The organism is Streptomyces sp. NBC_00727 (genome assembly GCF_045161745.1).
Lineage (GTDB): Bacteria > Actinomycetota > Actinomycetes > Streptomycetales > Streptomycetaceae > Streptomyces.
Genome location: NZ_CP108981.1, coordinates 2,405,885 through 2,420,480 on the forward strand (window position 1 = coordinate 2,405,885; position 14,596 = coordinate 2,420,480).

14 protein-coding genes and 1 CRISPR repeat array (1 of these 15 only partly in view) are annotated in these 14,596 nt (G+C 71.9%); of the genes, 6 read left to right on the top strand and 8 right to left on the bottom strand.

The genetic code is table 11. The features are described from left to right. Positions 1-420: a CRISPR direct-repeat array (repeat unit 29 nt; unit sequence GGGACCATCCCCGCGCGTGCGGGGAGCAG) (it extends 398 nt beyond the left edge of the window). Positions 421-573: 153 nt separating this feature from the next. Together OG242_RS10690 and OG242_RS10695 are read right to left on the bottom strand one after the other, a co-directional pair. Further along, positions 574-1,740 (bottom strand): methyltransferase domain-containing protein, encoded by a 1,167-nt coding sequence (locus OG242_RS10690; protein WP_405897927.1) that lies wholly within the window; start codon positions 1,738-1,740, stop codon positions 574-576. Further along, positions 1,737-1,874, bottom strand: coding sequence for a hypothetical protein (locus tag OG242_RS10695; RefSeq protein ID WP_405897928.1), 138 nt, complete (start codon positions 1,872-1,874; stop codon positions 1,737-1,739). Before OG242_RS10695 ends, OG242_RS10690 begins: the two co-directional genes overlap by 4 nt. A 395-nt stretch (positions 1,875-2,269) precedes the next feature. On the opposite strand from OG242_RS10695, the gene OG242_RS10700 reads away from it, so the two are divergent. From OG242_RS10700 to OG242_RS10710, 3 genes are all read left to right on the top strand, one after another. After that, a complete protein-coding gene (locus tag OG242_RS10700; protein WP_405897929.1) occupies positions 2,270-3,109 on the top strand; it encodes a Scr1 family TA system antitoxin-like transcriptional regulator in 840 nt (279 codons plus the stop codon). Next, a complete protein-coding gene (locus OG242_RS10705; RefSeq protein WP_405897930.1) occupies positions 3,106-3,306 on the top strand; it encodes a DUF397 domain-containing protein in 201 nt (66 codons plus the stop codon). The genes OG242_RS10700 and OG242_RS10705 overlap by 4 nt, the downstream gene beginning before the upstream one ends. A gap of 706 nt (positions 3,307-4,012) precedes the next feature. Then, positions 4,013-4,906, top strand: a complete 894-nt coding sequence (locus OG242_RS10710; protein WP_405897931.1) for a hypothetical protein — start codon at positions 4,013-4,015, stop codon at positions 4,904-4,906. Positions 4,907-5,054: 148 nt separating this feature from the next. Here the strand turns inward: OG242_RS10710 and OG242_RS10715 are convergent, their stop codons facing one another. Next, positions 5,055-5,513: a MerR family transcriptional regulator gene (locus OG242_RS10715; RefSeq protein WP_405897932.1), complete on the bottom strand. Its 459-nt coding sequence runs from the start codon at positions 5,511-5,513 to the stop codon at positions 5,055-5,057. A gap of 54 nt (positions 5,514-5,567) precedes the next feature. On the opposite strand from OG242_RS10715, the gene OG242_RS10720 reads away from it, so the two are divergent. After that, positions 5,568-6,551 carry an oxidoreductase gene (locus OG242_RS10720; protein ID WP_405897933.1) on the top strand — a complete coding sequence of 328 codons (984 nt, stop codon included), beginning with the start codon at positions 5,568-5,570 and terminating at the stop codon, positions 6,549-6,551. A gap of 268 nt (positions 6,552-6,819) precedes the next feature. Next, the gene (locus tag OG242_RS10725; protein ID WP_405897934.1) at positions 6,820-7,176 is read left to right on the top strand and encodes a DoxX family protein; all 357 of its coding nucleotides are present in this window, start codon (positions 6,820-6,822) and stop codon (positions 7,174-7,176) included. Between the two features lie 172 nt (positions 7,177-7,348). Here OG242_RS10725 and OG242_RS10730 read toward each other — a convergent pair whose 3' ends face one another. From OG242_RS10730 to OG242_RS10740, 3 genes are read right to left on the bottom strand one after another with little or no spacing between them, the layout of a single operon-like run. Then, entirely contained in the window at positions 7,349-7,969 is a 621-nt protein-coding gene (locus OG242_RS10730; protein ID WP_405897935.1) for a sugar O-acetyltransferase, read from the bottom strand. Continuing rightward, complete coding sequence (locus tag OG242_RS10735) at positions 7,962-9,389, bottom strand: RNA polymerase sigma factor (RefSeq protein WP_405897936.1); 1,428 nt, start codon at positions 9,387-9,389, stop codon at positions 7,962-7,964. The genes OG242_RS10730 and OG242_RS10735 overlap by 8 nt, the downstream gene beginning before the upstream one ends. After that, entirely contained in the window at positions 9,386-10,087 is a 702-nt protein-coding gene (locus tag OG242_RS10740) for a YciI family protein (RefSeq protein ID WP_405897937.1), read from the bottom strand. The genes OG242_RS10735 and OG242_RS10740 overlap by 4 nt, the downstream gene beginning before the upstream one ends. 222 nt (positions 10,088-10,309) lie before the next feature. Here OG242_RS10740 and OG242_RS10745 point away from each other — a divergent pair, with 222 nt between their 5' ends. Then, positions 10,310-11,959, top strand: coding sequence for a cellulase family glycosylhydrolase (locus OG242_RS10745; RefSeq protein ID WP_405897938.1), 1,650 nt, complete (start codon positions 10,310-10,312; stop codon positions 11,957-11,959). Between the two features lie 149 nt (positions 11,960-12,108). Here the strand turns inward: OG242_RS10745 and OG242_RS10750 are convergent, their stop codons facing one another. Together OG242_RS10750 and OG242_RS10755 are read right to left on the bottom strand one after the other, a co-directional pair. Beyond that, positions 12,109-13,233: a tetratricopeptide repeat protein gene (locus OG242_RS10750; protein ID WP_405897939.1), complete on the bottom strand. Its 1,125-nt coding sequence runs from the start codon at positions 13,231-13,233 to the stop codon at positions 12,109-12,111. Then, positions 13,230-14,501, bottom strand: coding sequence for an ATP-binding protein (locus OG242_RS10755; protein WP_405897940.1), 1,272 nt, complete (start codon positions 14,499-14,501; stop codon positions 13,230-13,232). The genes OG242_RS10750 and OG242_RS10755 overlap by 4 nt, the downstream gene beginning before the upstream one ends. Between the last annotated feature and the right edge of the window lie 95 nt (positions 14,502-14,596).

Here is a 14,596-nt window from a genome sequence, read left to right on the forward strand (position 1 = left end):
CCACGTCGCCCGCTTCCAAGGCCGGGGGACCATCCCCGCGCGTGCGGGGAGCAGACCATCGGGAACGCGCCCGGGTCGCCGTGGTCGGGACCATCCCCGCGCGTGCGGGGAGCAGGTCACGGCCTGCACCGCCGCGTTCATCTGGACGGGACCATCCCCGCGCGTGCGGGGAGCAGGGACTCGCCCACGACGACCAGGACGTCGTCGAGGGACCATCCCCGCGCGTGCGGGGAGCAGTCCGCGTACGACACGGACACGACCCCGGACACGGGACCATCCCCGCGCGTGCGGGGAGCAGGGTCGTACGTCGGAGCAGGCCGTCCAGGCGCAGGGACCATCCCCGCGCGTGCGGGGAGCAGCCGCACGCCACCTGCCCGGCCTGCGGGCACATGGGACCATCCCCGCGCGTGCGGGGAGCAGGCTTCGCGACCTGCGGCTTTACACCGCGCGAGTGCAGTTTCTGACCACTTTCGCACAGTCCGGCATAACCACCTCAACGCCCACACAGCTGACATACAACGCAGTCCAGGTCGACAACCCTACCGCCCAAGCCGCTCACCCCGCCCCCAGCCGTCACCCTCCATCCACCCAAACCCGCTCCCCCGCCCCGCTCACCGTCAGCCCAAACTGCGACCACCCCGGCCGACCCAGTCCCACCCACCAGCCGTACGCAGACGCCACCTCGTCCCACAACCGCCGCGCCCCCTGCTGCCACACCCGGGCGCCGTCCGCCCCATCCGCCACCAACGCACACGCCCACGAGCGGTCATTCCGGCTGTAGAACCAGTGGGGTTGGGCTCCCCCGCGCTTCGCCGCAGCCACGTACGTGCAGGCGGGCACCCGAAGGCCCAGGGCGAACGTCAGGGCGCTGAAGCGGTCGGCCGACGCCAAGGCCCTCGCCGCATCGGTCGGCTCCATCGTCGCAGGCACATCCGGGAGTTGCGCGGCGTACGCCTCATGGTCGATCGGGGCCGCCCGGTGTGCCCGGAGTTTCATGAACTCGACCGGGCCCGTGAAGCGACCGCTCGCGCTCTCCCCCGACTCGTCCACCCTCAGCCGCACGATGCCGTCCCCGTGTGTGAAGTCCGTGCCCCACGGCGCCACGATGATCCCTCCGGGGCGCGTCTGCTCAACCCAGGCGTACGGGAGTCGGCGTACGCCGCACGTCGCGATGACCCGGTCGAACGTGCCCCGGCCCGGAGCGCCCGCGCCGCCGTCTCCGTGGATGACCTCCACCGGAGCGCCGAAGAAGTGGTCCAGGGTGTAGCGGGCGCGCGACGCCACCGCCTCGTCCACTTCGACGCTCACCACGTTCTCCTCACCGACCTTGTGCGCGAGGAGCGCCGCGTTCCAGCCCGTCCCCGTGCCGATCTCCAGGACGCGGCAGTAGTCGTCGACCGTCAGCGCGTCGAGCATCCGCAGGACCACGCTCGGCATCGAGGCCGACGACGTCGGCATGTTGCCCGGGTCGCGGCCCTCGTGGGCTCCGTCGTCCCACTGCGTGACGATCGGCACGTCCGCGTTCGCGTACCCGCGCCACGCCTCCGCGTCCTCCGTCCGCGATACGTGGACCGTCATCCCGGTCGCCATGTCGAACGGCCACATCGTGTCCGGCAGGAACGCCTCGCGCGGTACGTGCGCGTACGCGTCCATCCACTCCGCCTTCAGGGCGCCGCCGCTGGCGAGGGCGTACCCCGTCTCCTCGCGGGTGGGGTAAGCCGGTGTCGTCTGCCCGCTCATGCTTCCGGCACGTTCTTCGGAGGGTTCGGGACACCCGGCCCGCCGTCCGGCGAGGGCGGGTCCTTGGGGCCGGGCCACGGGGTTCCGGGCAGGCCGTCCCCGCCGCCGTCCGCGTGTGTCGTGAGGGTGTTCATCCGTCCGTCCTTTCGGTGAGGTGAGTGGTTGATGCGGTGTACGGGCGCGCTACAGGCGGAACTTCGCACGCATCGCGTTCGTCTCGCGTACGCGCTCCCGAATGCCGTCCGCCGCGCTTTCCGGCGTAGCCGGGCCGTCCGGACAGACCTCCGCTCCGCAACGGCACGGAGGGAACTCCGCGAGCGATGCGTAGCGCGCGAGGTCCGGGCGCCCGCGCGGTTCGCCGTTGACGGCGTCCTCGCCGGCTCGGGTGGCGGTCGGGCCGGGGGCCGGGGCGGTTTCATGCTCTTCGACAGGCACGCTTTCGTGTCCCTCCGTAGCGGTTTCACTACCAAGCGCACTCAGCGTGGCCTAGCCTCACGAGGTCAGCAACGTGGCAGTCAGGGAGGGCACATTGGTCAACATCAAGGAACTGAACCCGGACGCATCGCCGCAGGCGGCCTACGGGGCACGTTTACGCAGGATGCGGGAGGCGCGCGGCTGGATTCAGGATCACATCGCCACGATGGTCGGCTGCACCGGTCGGCACATCTCCGCAATTGAAACTGGTCGCAAATCCGCAACCCTGCCGTTCTCTCGAAAACTGGACGTCGCTCTCGAACTCGTCGGCTCACCCGATTCGTTCGAGCGCGAGTGGCGGGAGATGAGGCACGGCAGCCTGCTGGAGGGCTTCCCTGAGTACGTGGGATACGAGGCGCGGGCAGTGGAGATCCGGCTGTTCGAAATCGGCATCATCCCAGGTCTGATGCAGACACCGGAGTATGCGCGGGCAGTGGCCAACGGCGATCTTGAACGCGGCTCAATCACCCCCGAGCAGGCCGATGAGCGGGTCTCGTACTTGCTAGAGCGGCAGACCGCACTGGTGAGGCACCGGCCGCCGATGGTGTTCGTCGTCATGGACGAAAGCTGCCTGCTTCAGGCCGTCGGCGGCCAAAGGGTCTTGAACGCCCAATTGCAACGGTTGGAGGAGCTGGCCGCGCTCCCCAACTGGTTTGTGCACGTTGCACCGTTTGCCATTGGGGCTCGGCGGGCGTTCGACATGCCCGTCAACCTGCTCACACTCGCTGACAGATCTGTCGTCGGGTACGCCGAGTCCCAAGTGCAGGGGTACGTCGACCGGGAACCGTCGTCCGTCGTGCCGATGCTCACGGCCTACCATCAACTCCAGGGCGAGACGCTGTCGCAGGCGGCATCGTTGGCCATGATCAGCCAGTTGCGAAAGGGCACCCCGTGACGACCGAATCCCCCCGTTGGTACAAGTCCTCGTACAGCTCGAACGGCGGCAACTGCATCGAGATCGCCGCCAACGTCGCCGCAACAGCCGGGATCGTCCCCGTCCGTGACTCCAAGCAGTCGACGAGCCCGATCGTGAACGTCTCCACCGACGCCTTCGCCGCGTTCGTCGCTGGCGTCCGGACCGGTGGCATCTGACCGGTTAACCGATACGCAGCCCCACCGCTTCGCACGCGGTGGGGCTTTCGTACGACCGGCTCCGTCAGGCTGCACACGGGATCGGCCACCGCCCCGGGCCCCAAAAAGGCTCCTCCCGGGAAGGTGGGGCTGCGGGCGGCCTACGAGGCGGGAGCCTGCTGCTGGCGTGGGAGGGAGGGGCCGGGGGCCATCCCCGCGCGTGCGGGGAGCAGTGGAGTCGGCCTTCCGCCTGTTCGTTCGTCACGGGACCATCCCCGCGCATGCGGGGAGCAGATGGGGCCTCAGGAAGACACGCCGCCAAGGGGGGACCATCCCCGCGCATGCGGGGAGCAGGTCGGTGTCGACCGGCGCGGTCCAGGCCGGCGGGGACCATCCCCGCGCATGCGGGGAGCAGACTTCCCGACCTGCGGGTTCCCCTGGCGTCGGCTCCGCCTTCGACCACTTTCGTCGAGTCCGGCATAGCCACCCCAAGACCCCCATGTCAGGCACACACGGCAGCCTAAGCCAACGCTCCCGCCCGGCGCACCGCCTTTCCCCTACGCCTCGTAGAACCGACGCACCGCCGGCCACCCGCGCCACGCGGGTTCCGCCTGGACGCGCCCTACTGCGCCTGACGTAGAACGCGCACCGCTTCGCATGCGGAACCGCCCCCCGGGCACCGGGCGCATACCGGACGTAACGGTTTCTACTTGGGGAGGCTGCTGTGATGGCGAATGCGAAGTTCCGGGGGACGAAGGCGGCCGCGTACGGGGTGGCCGGTCTGCTGGCCGCTGCCGCGCTGGCGGGGTGCGGGTCCGACGACAAGGGTGGCTCCGCGTCCGAGGCGAAGCCCTCCGGGGCGGGCCGGGACGCCGGCAAGTCGCCCACGCAGGTCGTGCAGGCGACCAACAAGAACACCACCGAGGCCGGGTCCGCACGTGTGAAGATCACGACCTCGGTCAGCGCCAAGGGGCAGAGCCAGACCGTCACCGGCTCGGGGGTCATGGACTTCGAGGACGGGGAGAGCAAGCTGGCCATGGAGCAGTCGGGGCAGCGGCTGGAGCAGCGGGTCGTGGACGAGGTGATCTACCAGAAGCCGCCGAAGGGGCAGGGCGGGCTGCCCGGGGGCAAGAGCTGGATGAAGATCGACATCGAGAAGCTGCGCACCTCCGGGGTCGCCGGGAACGGCCAGGTCAGCGACCCGTCCGACTCCTTCGCGTACTCCAAGGCGCTGTCCGAGAAGGACGTGAAGAAGGTCGGTACGGAGGACCTGGGCGGCGTCCGGACGACGCACTACAAGGTCGGCCTCGACATCGACAAGCTCGCCAAGGGCGACGCCGCGCAGGCGAAGAAGCTGCGCGAGCAGCTCGGCGAGACGGTGCCGGTGGACCTGTGGATCGACGGCAAGGGGATCACCCGGCGCCAGCAGATCGAGATGACCGCGCAGCCCACCGGCGGCGCCAAGGACTCCGGGTCGGCGAACCAGGGCAAGGTCAAGGTCGTCATGGACTTCAGCGACTTCGGGACCGACGTCGACGTCGACGCGCCCGCCGCCGGGGACACCGTCGACGTGACGGACAAGGTCGTCAAGCAGGCTGGTCAGCAGAAGCAGCAGTCCTGACCTGCCGGGCCGCCGCCAGGTCCCGGCCGTCGGCCCGCCCGGCGCGCGTGTGGCCCGGGAGGACGCCACGACCCTGGAGTGCGGCTCCCAGCGGGTCCGGTAGGGGCGTACGGCGTCACCGCGTGCGATCACGCGGACAGCGGAGGGATCAGGCTTCGGACGGCGCACCCGTCTCTTTGTCGACAGCCGTCGGGTCCCACAGTCCGGCGGCTGTGCCGCGTGCCACGTGTTCCGCGTAGACGTCGACCTTCAGGGCGATGATGGAGTGGCACTCCTGCAGTGCGCGAATCCGGTCCTCGACGCGCCGTTGGTGGGCGTCGAGGAGCCGCAGGCGTTCGGGTTCGTTGCCCGTTCCCTCCCGGACCAGTTCGGCGAACCGCTTCAGTTCGGCGAGGGGCATGCCGGACTCCCGCAGCCGGACGCAGATCCCCAGCCAGCCGACGTCGGCGGGGCTGTAGCGCCGGCGGCCGCCCGCGTTGCGGTGGACCGGGCCGGTCAGCAGGCCCTCGCGCTCGTAGAAGCGCAGGGCGTGGACGCTCAGGCCGGTGCGGTCGGCGACCTCGCCGATGCCGAGCGATTCGGTGGGGGAGGTCCTGGTCGTCGCCATGCGGGTCAGCCTAGGGCTTGATCTAGACCCTGCTCCAGCTCGTAGCTTCCCGGCATGAGCACTCGTACCGACACCGTGCAGCAACCCGTCGACTCCCCCTTCTCCGCGAAGTCCACCGCCGAGGACGTCATGGCCGGGGTCGACCTCTCCGGCAGGTCCGCCGTCGTCACCGGCGGCTACTCCGGCCTCGGGCTGGAGACCGTGCGGGCCCTGACCTCGGCAGGCGCCCGGGTCATCGTCCCCGCCCGCCGCCCCGAGGCCGCCCGCAAGGCACTCGCCGGACTTCCAGGCGCCGCCTGCGAGGTCGTGCCCATGGATCTCACCGACCTCGGCAGCGTCCGGGCCGCCGCCGCGCACATCCGGGAGACGGCCGGCCGGCTCGACCTCCTGATGACCGTCGCCGGGGTGATGGTCACGCCGGAGCGACGTGCCGGGCCCGGCTGGGAGTACCAGCTCACCGCCAATCACTTCGGGCACTTCACCCTGGTGAGCGAGCTGTACCCGCTCCTGCGCGCCGCCCCGGGCGCCCGCGTCGTCGTCTACAGCTCCGGGGCCCACGGCATCACCGACTTCCGCTGGCACGACCCGCACTTCCGTACCGGCTACGACCGCTGGCAGGCGTACGGGCAAGCCAAGACCGCCAACGTCCTGTTCGCCGTCCACCTGGACGCCCTCGGCCGCGGCGACGGGGTCCGGGCGTTCGCGCTCCACCCGGGCAGCATCATCACCGGCCTCCAGCGGGAGCTGACGCACCGCGAGCAGGTCGACATGGGCTGGCTGGACGAGCGGGGAACGGTGATCGGCGAGGGCTTCAAGTCCCCGTCGCAGGGGGCCGCCACGGGCCTGTGGGCGGCGACTTCCCCGCTCCTCGCCGACCGCGGCGGCCTCTATCTGGAGGACTGCGAGGTGGCACGGGTCACCGACGAGGACGGGCCGATGGACGACGGCTGGGTCCGCGGTTACGCCGTCGATCCGGCCTCGGCCGCACGGCTCTGGGAGCTGTCCGTAGCGGCCACCGGGGCCGGACCGATCGGCTAGTGCCCCTCCCGGCAAACTTTGCCCCGTCGCGGCACTAGCGACGCGCGCGGGGCGGCACGGGACGGACCCGCTCGTCGGCGCTCGATCCGCTCCGGCATCCGCTCCTCGGCCAGTACCCCGAGGCCAACGGGCGGGCTCGCACGAGCCCGCCCGTCGTCGCGTACGCCCGTCCTGCCGGTGACCTCACAGAACGGGGGCGTCAATCGTCAAGTCGTGGAGCGGCCTCCTGGGGCCGCCGACGCAACGGCCCCTCAGAAGCGGAGACAACGTGCGCACCGCATACCTCACGGTCACCATCCTCGGCATCTTCTTCAACGGCGCCGCAGCCGTGACCTACCTCATCGGCCACGAATACCCCAAGTCCCAGGCCGACATGAAGGGGATCCCGCGCAAGTACGTCCCGGTCCTGGGGATGCTGCTGGCCGCGGGCACCATCGGGCTGGCGGCCGGGCTCGCCGTGCAGGCCCTCGGCACGCTCGCGGCCTGCGGGCTGATCCTCTACTTCATCGGCGCGATCATCGCCCATCTGCGGGTGGGCTCCCGCAACATCGTCGGCGGGATCGTGTTCCTGGCCACCGCGATCGCCGCCCTGGTCCTGGGCGTCCAGTACCACGGCGTCTGGTAGGCGGTCGGTCAGGGCCTGTCCGGCGGATCAGGGTCGAACAGGGCGCGGCGTCTGGCGTGGTGCATCGCAAGGCGCCGGAGCGTCCTAATAGCGGAGCCATTCGGGCGTTTCGGCAACGCGGCGAGGTGCCGTGCCAGGCGTCGCGCCCCGACCACGATCCGCCGGACAGGCCCTAGGCGCGGGTGGTGAGGTCCTCGTCCGTGATGGGCCGGACCACCCGGCACGGCGTACCGAGCGCGACGCTCATCGCGGGGACGCTGCGGCTGACCACGCTGCCCGCGCCGATGACCGAGCCGTAGCCGATACGGACGCCGGGCAGGACCACGACGTTGCTGCCGATCCACACCTTGTCCTCGATCACGATCGGCTCCGAGAACCGGCCGAAGTCCGCGCGGCGCGCGGGGTGGAGCGGGTGTCCGGTCGTCGTCAGCGTCACGCTCGGGGCGATCATGACGTCGTTGCCGATCCGGATGTCCACGTCGTCGACGAACGTCAGGTTCACGTTGCCGAAGAAATCGTCGCCGATGTGGACGTTGCTGCCGAACGCCGCGTGGAACGGGGCTTGGAGGACCGTGCGTTCGCCGACCGAGCCGAAGATCTCGACGAGCAGCTCCCGGCGTCGCTCCGTGTCGCCCGGGGGCGTGTGGTTGTACGCGAAGATCTCGTCCTCGCGGCGGCGGGTGGCCAGGAACGCGGCCTCGGTCTCGGTGTAGACGAGCCCCTTGGCGATCCGGGCGTGTATCTCGTCGCGGTCGGCGTGGTCGGCGTGGTCGGCGTGGTCGGCGTCAGCCATCGCGCGGTGTTCCCTTCGTCGGGTGTCCCAGCTCGGTGAGCCGGCGAGCGTACTCCTGGGCGATCGCCCCGTTCGGGGCGGCCGCCCGCGCCTCCTCGTACACCGCCGCCGCCTCCCGCGTACGGCCGAGGCGGCGCAGCGCGTCCGCGCGGACGGCGGCCAGGGCGTGGTGGCCGGCCAGCTCCTTCGGCGTACCGAGCGCGTCGACGGCGTCGAGCTGGGCCTGCGGGCCGTCGCGCATGCCGAGGGCGACGGCCCGGTTGAGGGCGACGACCGGGTTCGTACGCAGGGCGAGCAGGCGGTCGTACAGGGCCACGATCGCCGCCCAGTCGGTCGCGGCGGCGTCCGGGGCGAGGGCGTGCTGGGCGGCGATCGCGGCCTGGAGGACGTAGGGGCCGTCGGCCGGCAACGCTGCACGGGCCAGGGTGGCGTCCTCGACGCGGGCGGACCCGGGGCGCGGGTCGGCCGGGAACGCGGCGCGGGCCAGGGTGGCGCCCTCGACGCGGGCGGGCCCGGGGCGCGTCCCGCCTGCCGGGGAGCCGTCCCCCACGGGACCGGGAAGCGCCTCCCGGGCCAGGGCCGCGCCCTCGGCGATCAGCGCGTGGTCCCACAGCGACCGGTCCTGGTGCTCCAGCGTGACCAGGCCGCCGTCCGCGTCGAGCCGGGCGGCGCGGCGGGAGTGCTGGAGCAGGAGTAGGGCGAGGAGGCCGCGCGCCTCCGGCTCGTCCGATGTCTCGGCCGTGACCAGGCGGGCGAGGCGGATGGCCTCCTCGGCGAGCCGGTCGCGGGTGGTGCTGCCGTCGCTCGGCGCGTAGCCCTCCGTGAAGATCAGGTACAGCACGGCGAGGACCCCGCCCAGCCGTTCGGCGCGCGCGCCGGGGGGCGGCACGCGGTACGGGATGCCGGCCGCCGCGATCTTCCGCTTGGCGCGCAGGACGCGCTGCGAGACGGTGTCCTCGCCGACCAGGAACGCGCGGGCGATCTCGCGCGTGGTGAGCCCGCCGACCGCGCGCAGGGTGAGTGCCACCCGGGCTTCGAGCGGGAGCGCCGGGTGGCAGCAGGTGAAGATGAGCCGCAGCCGCTCGTCGCCGGGCGGCGCCGGCTCGTACGCCTCCTCCAGCGCCGCCGCCTCCGCGATCTTGTCGCGCTCCGTCGTACGGCGGCGCAGTACGTCGACGGCGCGGCGCCGGGCGGCGGTCACCAGCCACGCCCCCGGGCGGCGCGGCAACCCGTCGCGCTCCCAGGCCGGCAGGGCACGGGCGAACGCGTCCTGCGCGCAGTCCTCGGCCAGTTCCCAGTCACCGGTGAGGCGGACGAGCGTGCCGAACACGACGCCCCACTCGGCACGGTGGGCGGCGGCGAGCGCCGCGCGTACGGCTGCCGGTGCGGTGTCACCGGCGAGCCCCGCCCCCGTACTCACCCGAAGTCCCGCCAGAACTCACGCAGTTCAACGATCCCCGACCGGGCCATCGGGCACCGCCCCACGTACTCCAGCGCCTGCTCCCGGTCCCCGTCGACGAACACGAGCCCCGCGACCCACTCCGGCACGTCCGCGTATCCGCCGTCGGTGACCAGGAGTTCGCCCCCGCGCCGCCGTACGAGCGTCGCGTCCTCGACCGGGCTCAGGTGCTCGCCGCCCAGGTAGCGGCCGGACGCGAGGCCGTCCCGTACCCACTCCGCAACCGCGGCCGGGTCCGGGGTATGCGGCGGCGCGGCCGGGTCCGTGCGCACGATCGCGAGGAAGCGGGAGGCAGGGGCGTCGCCCTCGTGCGGGACGTTGTCCGTGCCCGGGCCGTGGTCGACCGGTTCGACCGGGCGGATCTCGATGCGGCCGGCGGTCGCCATCGGGTGCGAGGCGGCGACCTCGATCGCCTCGTCCAGGTCGGCGGCCTCCAGGAGGTCGTACCCGGCGATCCACTCGGCCGTCTCGGCGAACGGGCCGTCGGTGACCAGGACCTCGTCGGCCCGGACGCGGACCGTGGTCGTCTCCGCGACGGACTTGAGCGGCATTCCCTCCAGCCGGACGCCGCGCCCGTTCCACTTCTCGACCCACGCCTCCGGGCTCTCGTCGGTGCGCTCCCCGGCGGGGTCCGTGGCGATGAACAACACGTACTCCATGACCGTTCTCCTTGCTGCCGTGCCGAACGTTTCATGAAGACGACGAACGGTGTCCACCGATTCCGACAGTCCGACGGGAAAAGTTTGAAGCCGGCCTCCGTCAAGCCGAGTCGTCGGATCTCTTGACGTGCCCCTGACTGAATGGCTTCATGGATGCGCACCGGTGTGGGAGCGCTCCCACACGGGTGGTCCGCCCCTCCTCCTCCCCCATCTGGAGCCGCAGTGAGTACAGCGAGACATACGGCGAAGCGTCCCGCCACCGTCATCCTCACCGTCCTGGCCACCCTGCTCGGGTTCCTCGCGCTCGGCGGCCTCGCCCCGGCGCGGGCCGCCGCCGGTACGGGCCTGCACATCAGCGACGGCCGGCTGGTCGAGGGCAACGGCAACGACTTCATCATGCGCGGGGTCAACCACGCGCACACCTGGTACCCGAACGAGACACAGTCGCTGGCCGACATCAAGGCGACCGGCGCCAACACCGTCCGCGTCGTGCTGTCCGACGGCTACCGCTGGAGCAAGAACGGGCCGGACGACGTCGCCGCCGTCATCGCCGACTGCAAGGCGAACCGGCTGATCTGCGTCCTGGAGGTGCACGACACCACCGGGTACGGGGAGGACTCCGCCGCCGGCACGCTGGACCACGCGGCCGACTACTGGATCGGGCTCAAGGACGTCCTCGCGGGCCAGGAGGACTACGTCGTCATCAACATCGGCAACGAGCCCTGGGGCAACACCGACCCGGCCGGCTGGACCGCCCCCACCACCGCCGCGATCAAGAAGCTGCGGGCCGCCGGCTTCGCGCACACGATCATGGTGGACGCGCCCAACTGGGGCCAGGACTGGCAGAACGTCATGCGGGACAACGCCCAGGCGGTCTACGACGCCGACCCGACCGGCAACCTGCTCTTCTCGATCCACATGTACAGCGTCTACAACACCGCCCAGAAGGTCACCGACTACCTGAACGCGTTCGTGGACGCCGGACTGCCCCTGGTCATCGGCGAGTTCGGCGGCCCCGCCGACCAGTACGGGGACCCGGACGAGGACACCATGATGTCCGAGGCCCAGCGGCTCGGGCTCGGCTGGATCGCCTGGTCCTGGAGCGGCAACACCGACCCGATCCTCGACCTGACCATCGGCTTCGACCCGGCGCAGCTCAGCTCCTGGGGCGAGCGCATCTTCCACGGCGCCGACGGCATCGCCCAGACCTCCCACGAGGCCACGGTCTACGGCGGCGCCACCGAGGACGACACCGAGGCCCCGACCACCCCGGGCACCCCGGCCGCCTCCGCCGTCACCGACACCTCCGCGACACTGACCTGGGCCGCGTCCTCCGACAACGTTGCCGTCGCCGGCTACGACGTCGTCCGCGTCAGCGGCGGCACGGAGACCAAGGTCGCCTCCTCGACCACGACGAGCGTCACCGTCACGGGCCTGAGCGCCGACACCGCGTACTCCTTCGCGGTCTACGCCCGGGACGCGGCCGGCAACCGTTCGGCACGGTCGGCAGCCGTGGGCGTCACCACGGACGAGGGGTCCACCACGCCGGCCGGCAGCTGCTCGGTCGGCTACAAGGTGGTCGGTGACTGGCAGAGCGGCTTCCAGGGCGAGATCACCATCCGCAACACCGGCACCGCCGCCATCGACGGCTGGACGCTCGGCTTCGCCTTCGCCAACGGCCAGACGATCACCAACATGTGGGGCGGCACGCCCGAGCAGACCGGCGGTTCGGTGAGCGTGACGCCGGCCTCGTACACCTCCACGATCGCCCCGAACTCCACGGTGACCGTGGGCTTCACCGGCAACCGGAGCGGCACGAACGCGGCCCCTGCCGCGTTCACCCTCAGCGGCGCGGCCTGCGCGACCGCGTGACACGGAGCCGGCCGGCGGGGGCTCACGCCCTGGCCGGCCGGCGCCCTACGTCCGGGAGCGGCCTCCGGTCCCGGGGCCGCTGTCCGCCATGATCGAGCGGGCGTTCCAGGGGCAACCGGGTTGCGGACTTCCGTTACCCCGGGCCCGGTTCAGCCGTTCCTCGGCCGGTCGAACCACATCGTCGCCAACGACGGCACCAGCCCCGCCCAGAAGAGCACGATCGGGACCGTGCGTTCCGTCCAGGGGACCTGGGTGATGAGCAGCGCGCAGAGCATGGCCCACGCCGCCTGCCCCAGCACGACGCGGGCCCAGGCCAGCCGCCGGATCAGCGAGAGCAGGTTGACCCTGACCCCGGCACGCAGGCGGCGGTAGCGCAGCAGGGCGCCCAGACCCCAGATGACCGCCATGGGGACGAGGTCCCAGAGCCGCTGGCCGAGGACCAGGGGCAGCTCGCGCTGCGTCTCGCCGTCCGTCTGGAACAGGTCGATGCCCGCGGCGGCGAGGGCCAGGCAGAGCAGGGCGAGCCAGCGCAGGCCGCGCAGCAGTCGGTACGAGGCCGCGTCCAGGCCCTGCCGCATCGGCGTGGAGTCCGGCGTGGAGGCGAGCGCGTCGGCGTACAGGGTGGCGGCCTCGGCCGCCTTGACGCCGGGGGCGGTCGCCGCCTTCCGGGTCCGGCGGGCCAGGGCGCGCTCGTGCTGCGGGTCGAGCCGGAGGATGGCCTCGTCCATCCGGGCGGCGGCGGCGTGGTCACCGGACATGTCGGCGATGAGCCAGGCCACCTCGTAGGCGTACACCTCCTCGGGGCCCAGCCGGATGGCCTCCTGGGCGATGAGGTCGGCCTCCCGCAGCCCGGCCGTCATGTCCTCGCGCTGGATCTGGCCGCCGTTGGACTTTCCGGAGCTGAGCATCCGGAGGCGCCAGAGCCAGTCGGCGAGCCGTGCGTAGCCGAACCAGTAGTCGGGGGCCAGGCGTATCACCTCGCGCAGCACGCCCTCGGTCTCCGGGAAGCGGCCGCCGATACGCAGGGCGCTCGTGTGCGTGAGGAGCGCCCCGATGTGCTCGGGGTTCAGGGCGAGCGCCCGTTCGGTCGCCGCCAGGGCCTCGGCGCCGTTCTCCTTGTCCCCGAGATGGGTCCGGGCGAGCTCGATCCAGGCCCGGATGTCCTCGGGGTCCTCGGCGAGCCGCCGGGCCAGCAGCTCCCTGGCCTCCTCGTACCGTTTGAGGCCGGTGAGCAGGTCGGCCCGCTCCACGGCGGGGTGCAGGGAGGTGGTCACAGCTTGCGCCTCTTCTTCAGGTACGCCACCAAGTCGTCGTACGCGCCGCCCTCGTTGGCGAACATCGCCACGTTGCGCGCGGATGCGAACCACGGTTCGGCGGAGGGAACGGTCTCGTTCGCGGCGGCCAGCAGGTCCTTCGTGTTGATCATCCGCACGGTTCCGGACCGCACCGAGTCCAGCAGGGCCCGCTCGGCCGCCCCCTCGCAGACGTGGGCCAGGTCCGCGCCGGACAGGCCGTCGGTGGCCTTGACCAGCTTCCCCACGTCGACGTTCTCGATGGGCCGGTCCCGCAGGTGGTAGCGGAGGATCGCCTCCCGGGCGGGCCCGTCGGGCGGGAGTACGAGGATGGTCCTGTCCAGGCGGCCGGGGCGGCGCAGGGCGTTGTCCACGTCCCAGGGCACGTTGGTGGCGGCCAGCACGAAGACGCCCTCGTTCGCCGCCGAGTCGATGCCGTCCAACTCGCTGAGCAGCTGGTTGACCACGTTGCGCATGCCGCTGTGCGCGGTGCGGCTGCGTTTGGCGCCGAGGGCGTCCAGCTCGTCCAGGAAGACCACGCAGGGCGCCTGGCGGCGGGCGGTCTCGAAGACCTCGTGCATGTTGCGCTCGGAGTTGCCGATCCACATGTCGAGCACGTCGTTCACGGACACGGACAGGAACGCGGCGCCGAGTTCACCGGCCACCGCCCGCGCGATGAACGTCTTGCCGCAGCCGGGCGGGCCGTACAGCAGCAGCCCGCCGCGCAGGCTCTTCCCGTACAGCTTGCGCAGTTCGGGGTTGCGGAGCGGGGCGAGGAAGGCGGCTTCCATGCGGTCCTTCACGTCCTGCATGCCGCCGACGTCGGCCAGTCGTACGGTGCCGGGCTGCTCCACGTCCCACGCCTCGGCGTCGCCCGGATCGTCCTGCCCGTCCGCACGGACCGGCGTCTCGGCGAACCGTGGCGGGACGACGTCCCCGACCTGGTTCTCGGCGGCCTTCCAGTCGAACCCGGTGCGCGGGGCCGGCGGTTGCTCCGGGGAAGAGGACTGGGCCGGGGCCGGGGGCGGGGACGGGGCAGCGGGCGGCGCGCCCATCGCACGGAGCATCAGCTCCCGGGCCTGGATGTCGCCCGGTGCGTGCTGGAGGGCCACGGCCGCCTCGGTGACGGCCTCGTCGGCCCGGCCCGCCTCCAGCAGGTGCTGGGCCAGGTGGAGCCGGAGGGGCACGTCGGCGGGGGCGGCGGCGACAGCGGTGCGCAGGCTCTGTATGAGAGGGGGGTCGTCCGACATGATCTACAGCCTAGTGCGGCCCTCCGACACCTCAGGAGGCGCTCAGCGGCCGGACCCCGGGGGCGGTGTGCCGGAGCGGGCCACGGGTGTGCGAT

What these genes read in the sequence shown, in the direction of transcription:
- OG242_RS10720 (WP_405897933.1), top strand. Translation starts at nt 5,568, where the DNA reads ATGAGCACTCGTACCGACACCGTGCAGCAACCCGTCGACTCCCCCTTC.
- OG242_RS10730 (WP_405897935.1), bottom strand. Translation starts at nt 7,969, where the DNA reads ATGGCTGACGCCGACCACGCCGACCACGCCGACCACGCCGACCGCGAC.
- OG242_RS10755 (WP_405897940.1), bottom strand. Translation starts at nt 14,501, where the DNA reads ATGTCGGACGACCCCCCTCTCATACAGAGCCTGCGCACCGCTGTCGCC.
- OG242_RS10715 (WP_405897932.1), bottom strand. Translation starts at nt 5,513, where the DNA reads ATGGCGACGACCAGGACCTCCCCCACCGAATCGCTCGGCATCGGCGAG.
- OG242_RS10710 (WP_405897931.1), top strand. Translation starts at nt 4,013, where the DNA reads ATGGCGAATGCGAAGTTCCGGGGGACGAAGGCGGCCGCGTACGGGGTG.
- OG242_RS10690 (WP_405897927.1), bottom strand. Translation starts at nt 1,740, where the DNA reads ATGAGCGGGCAGACGACACCGGCTTACCCCACCCGCGAGGAGACGGGG.
- OG242_RS10740 (WP_405897937.1), bottom strand. Translation starts at nt 10,087, where the DNA reads ATGGAGTACGTGTTGTTCATCGCCACGGACCCCGCCGGGGAGCGCACC.
- OG242_RS10695 (WP_405897928.1), bottom strand. Translation starts at nt 1,874, where the DNA reads ATGAACACCCTCACGACACACGCGGACGGCGGCGGGGACGGCCTGCCC.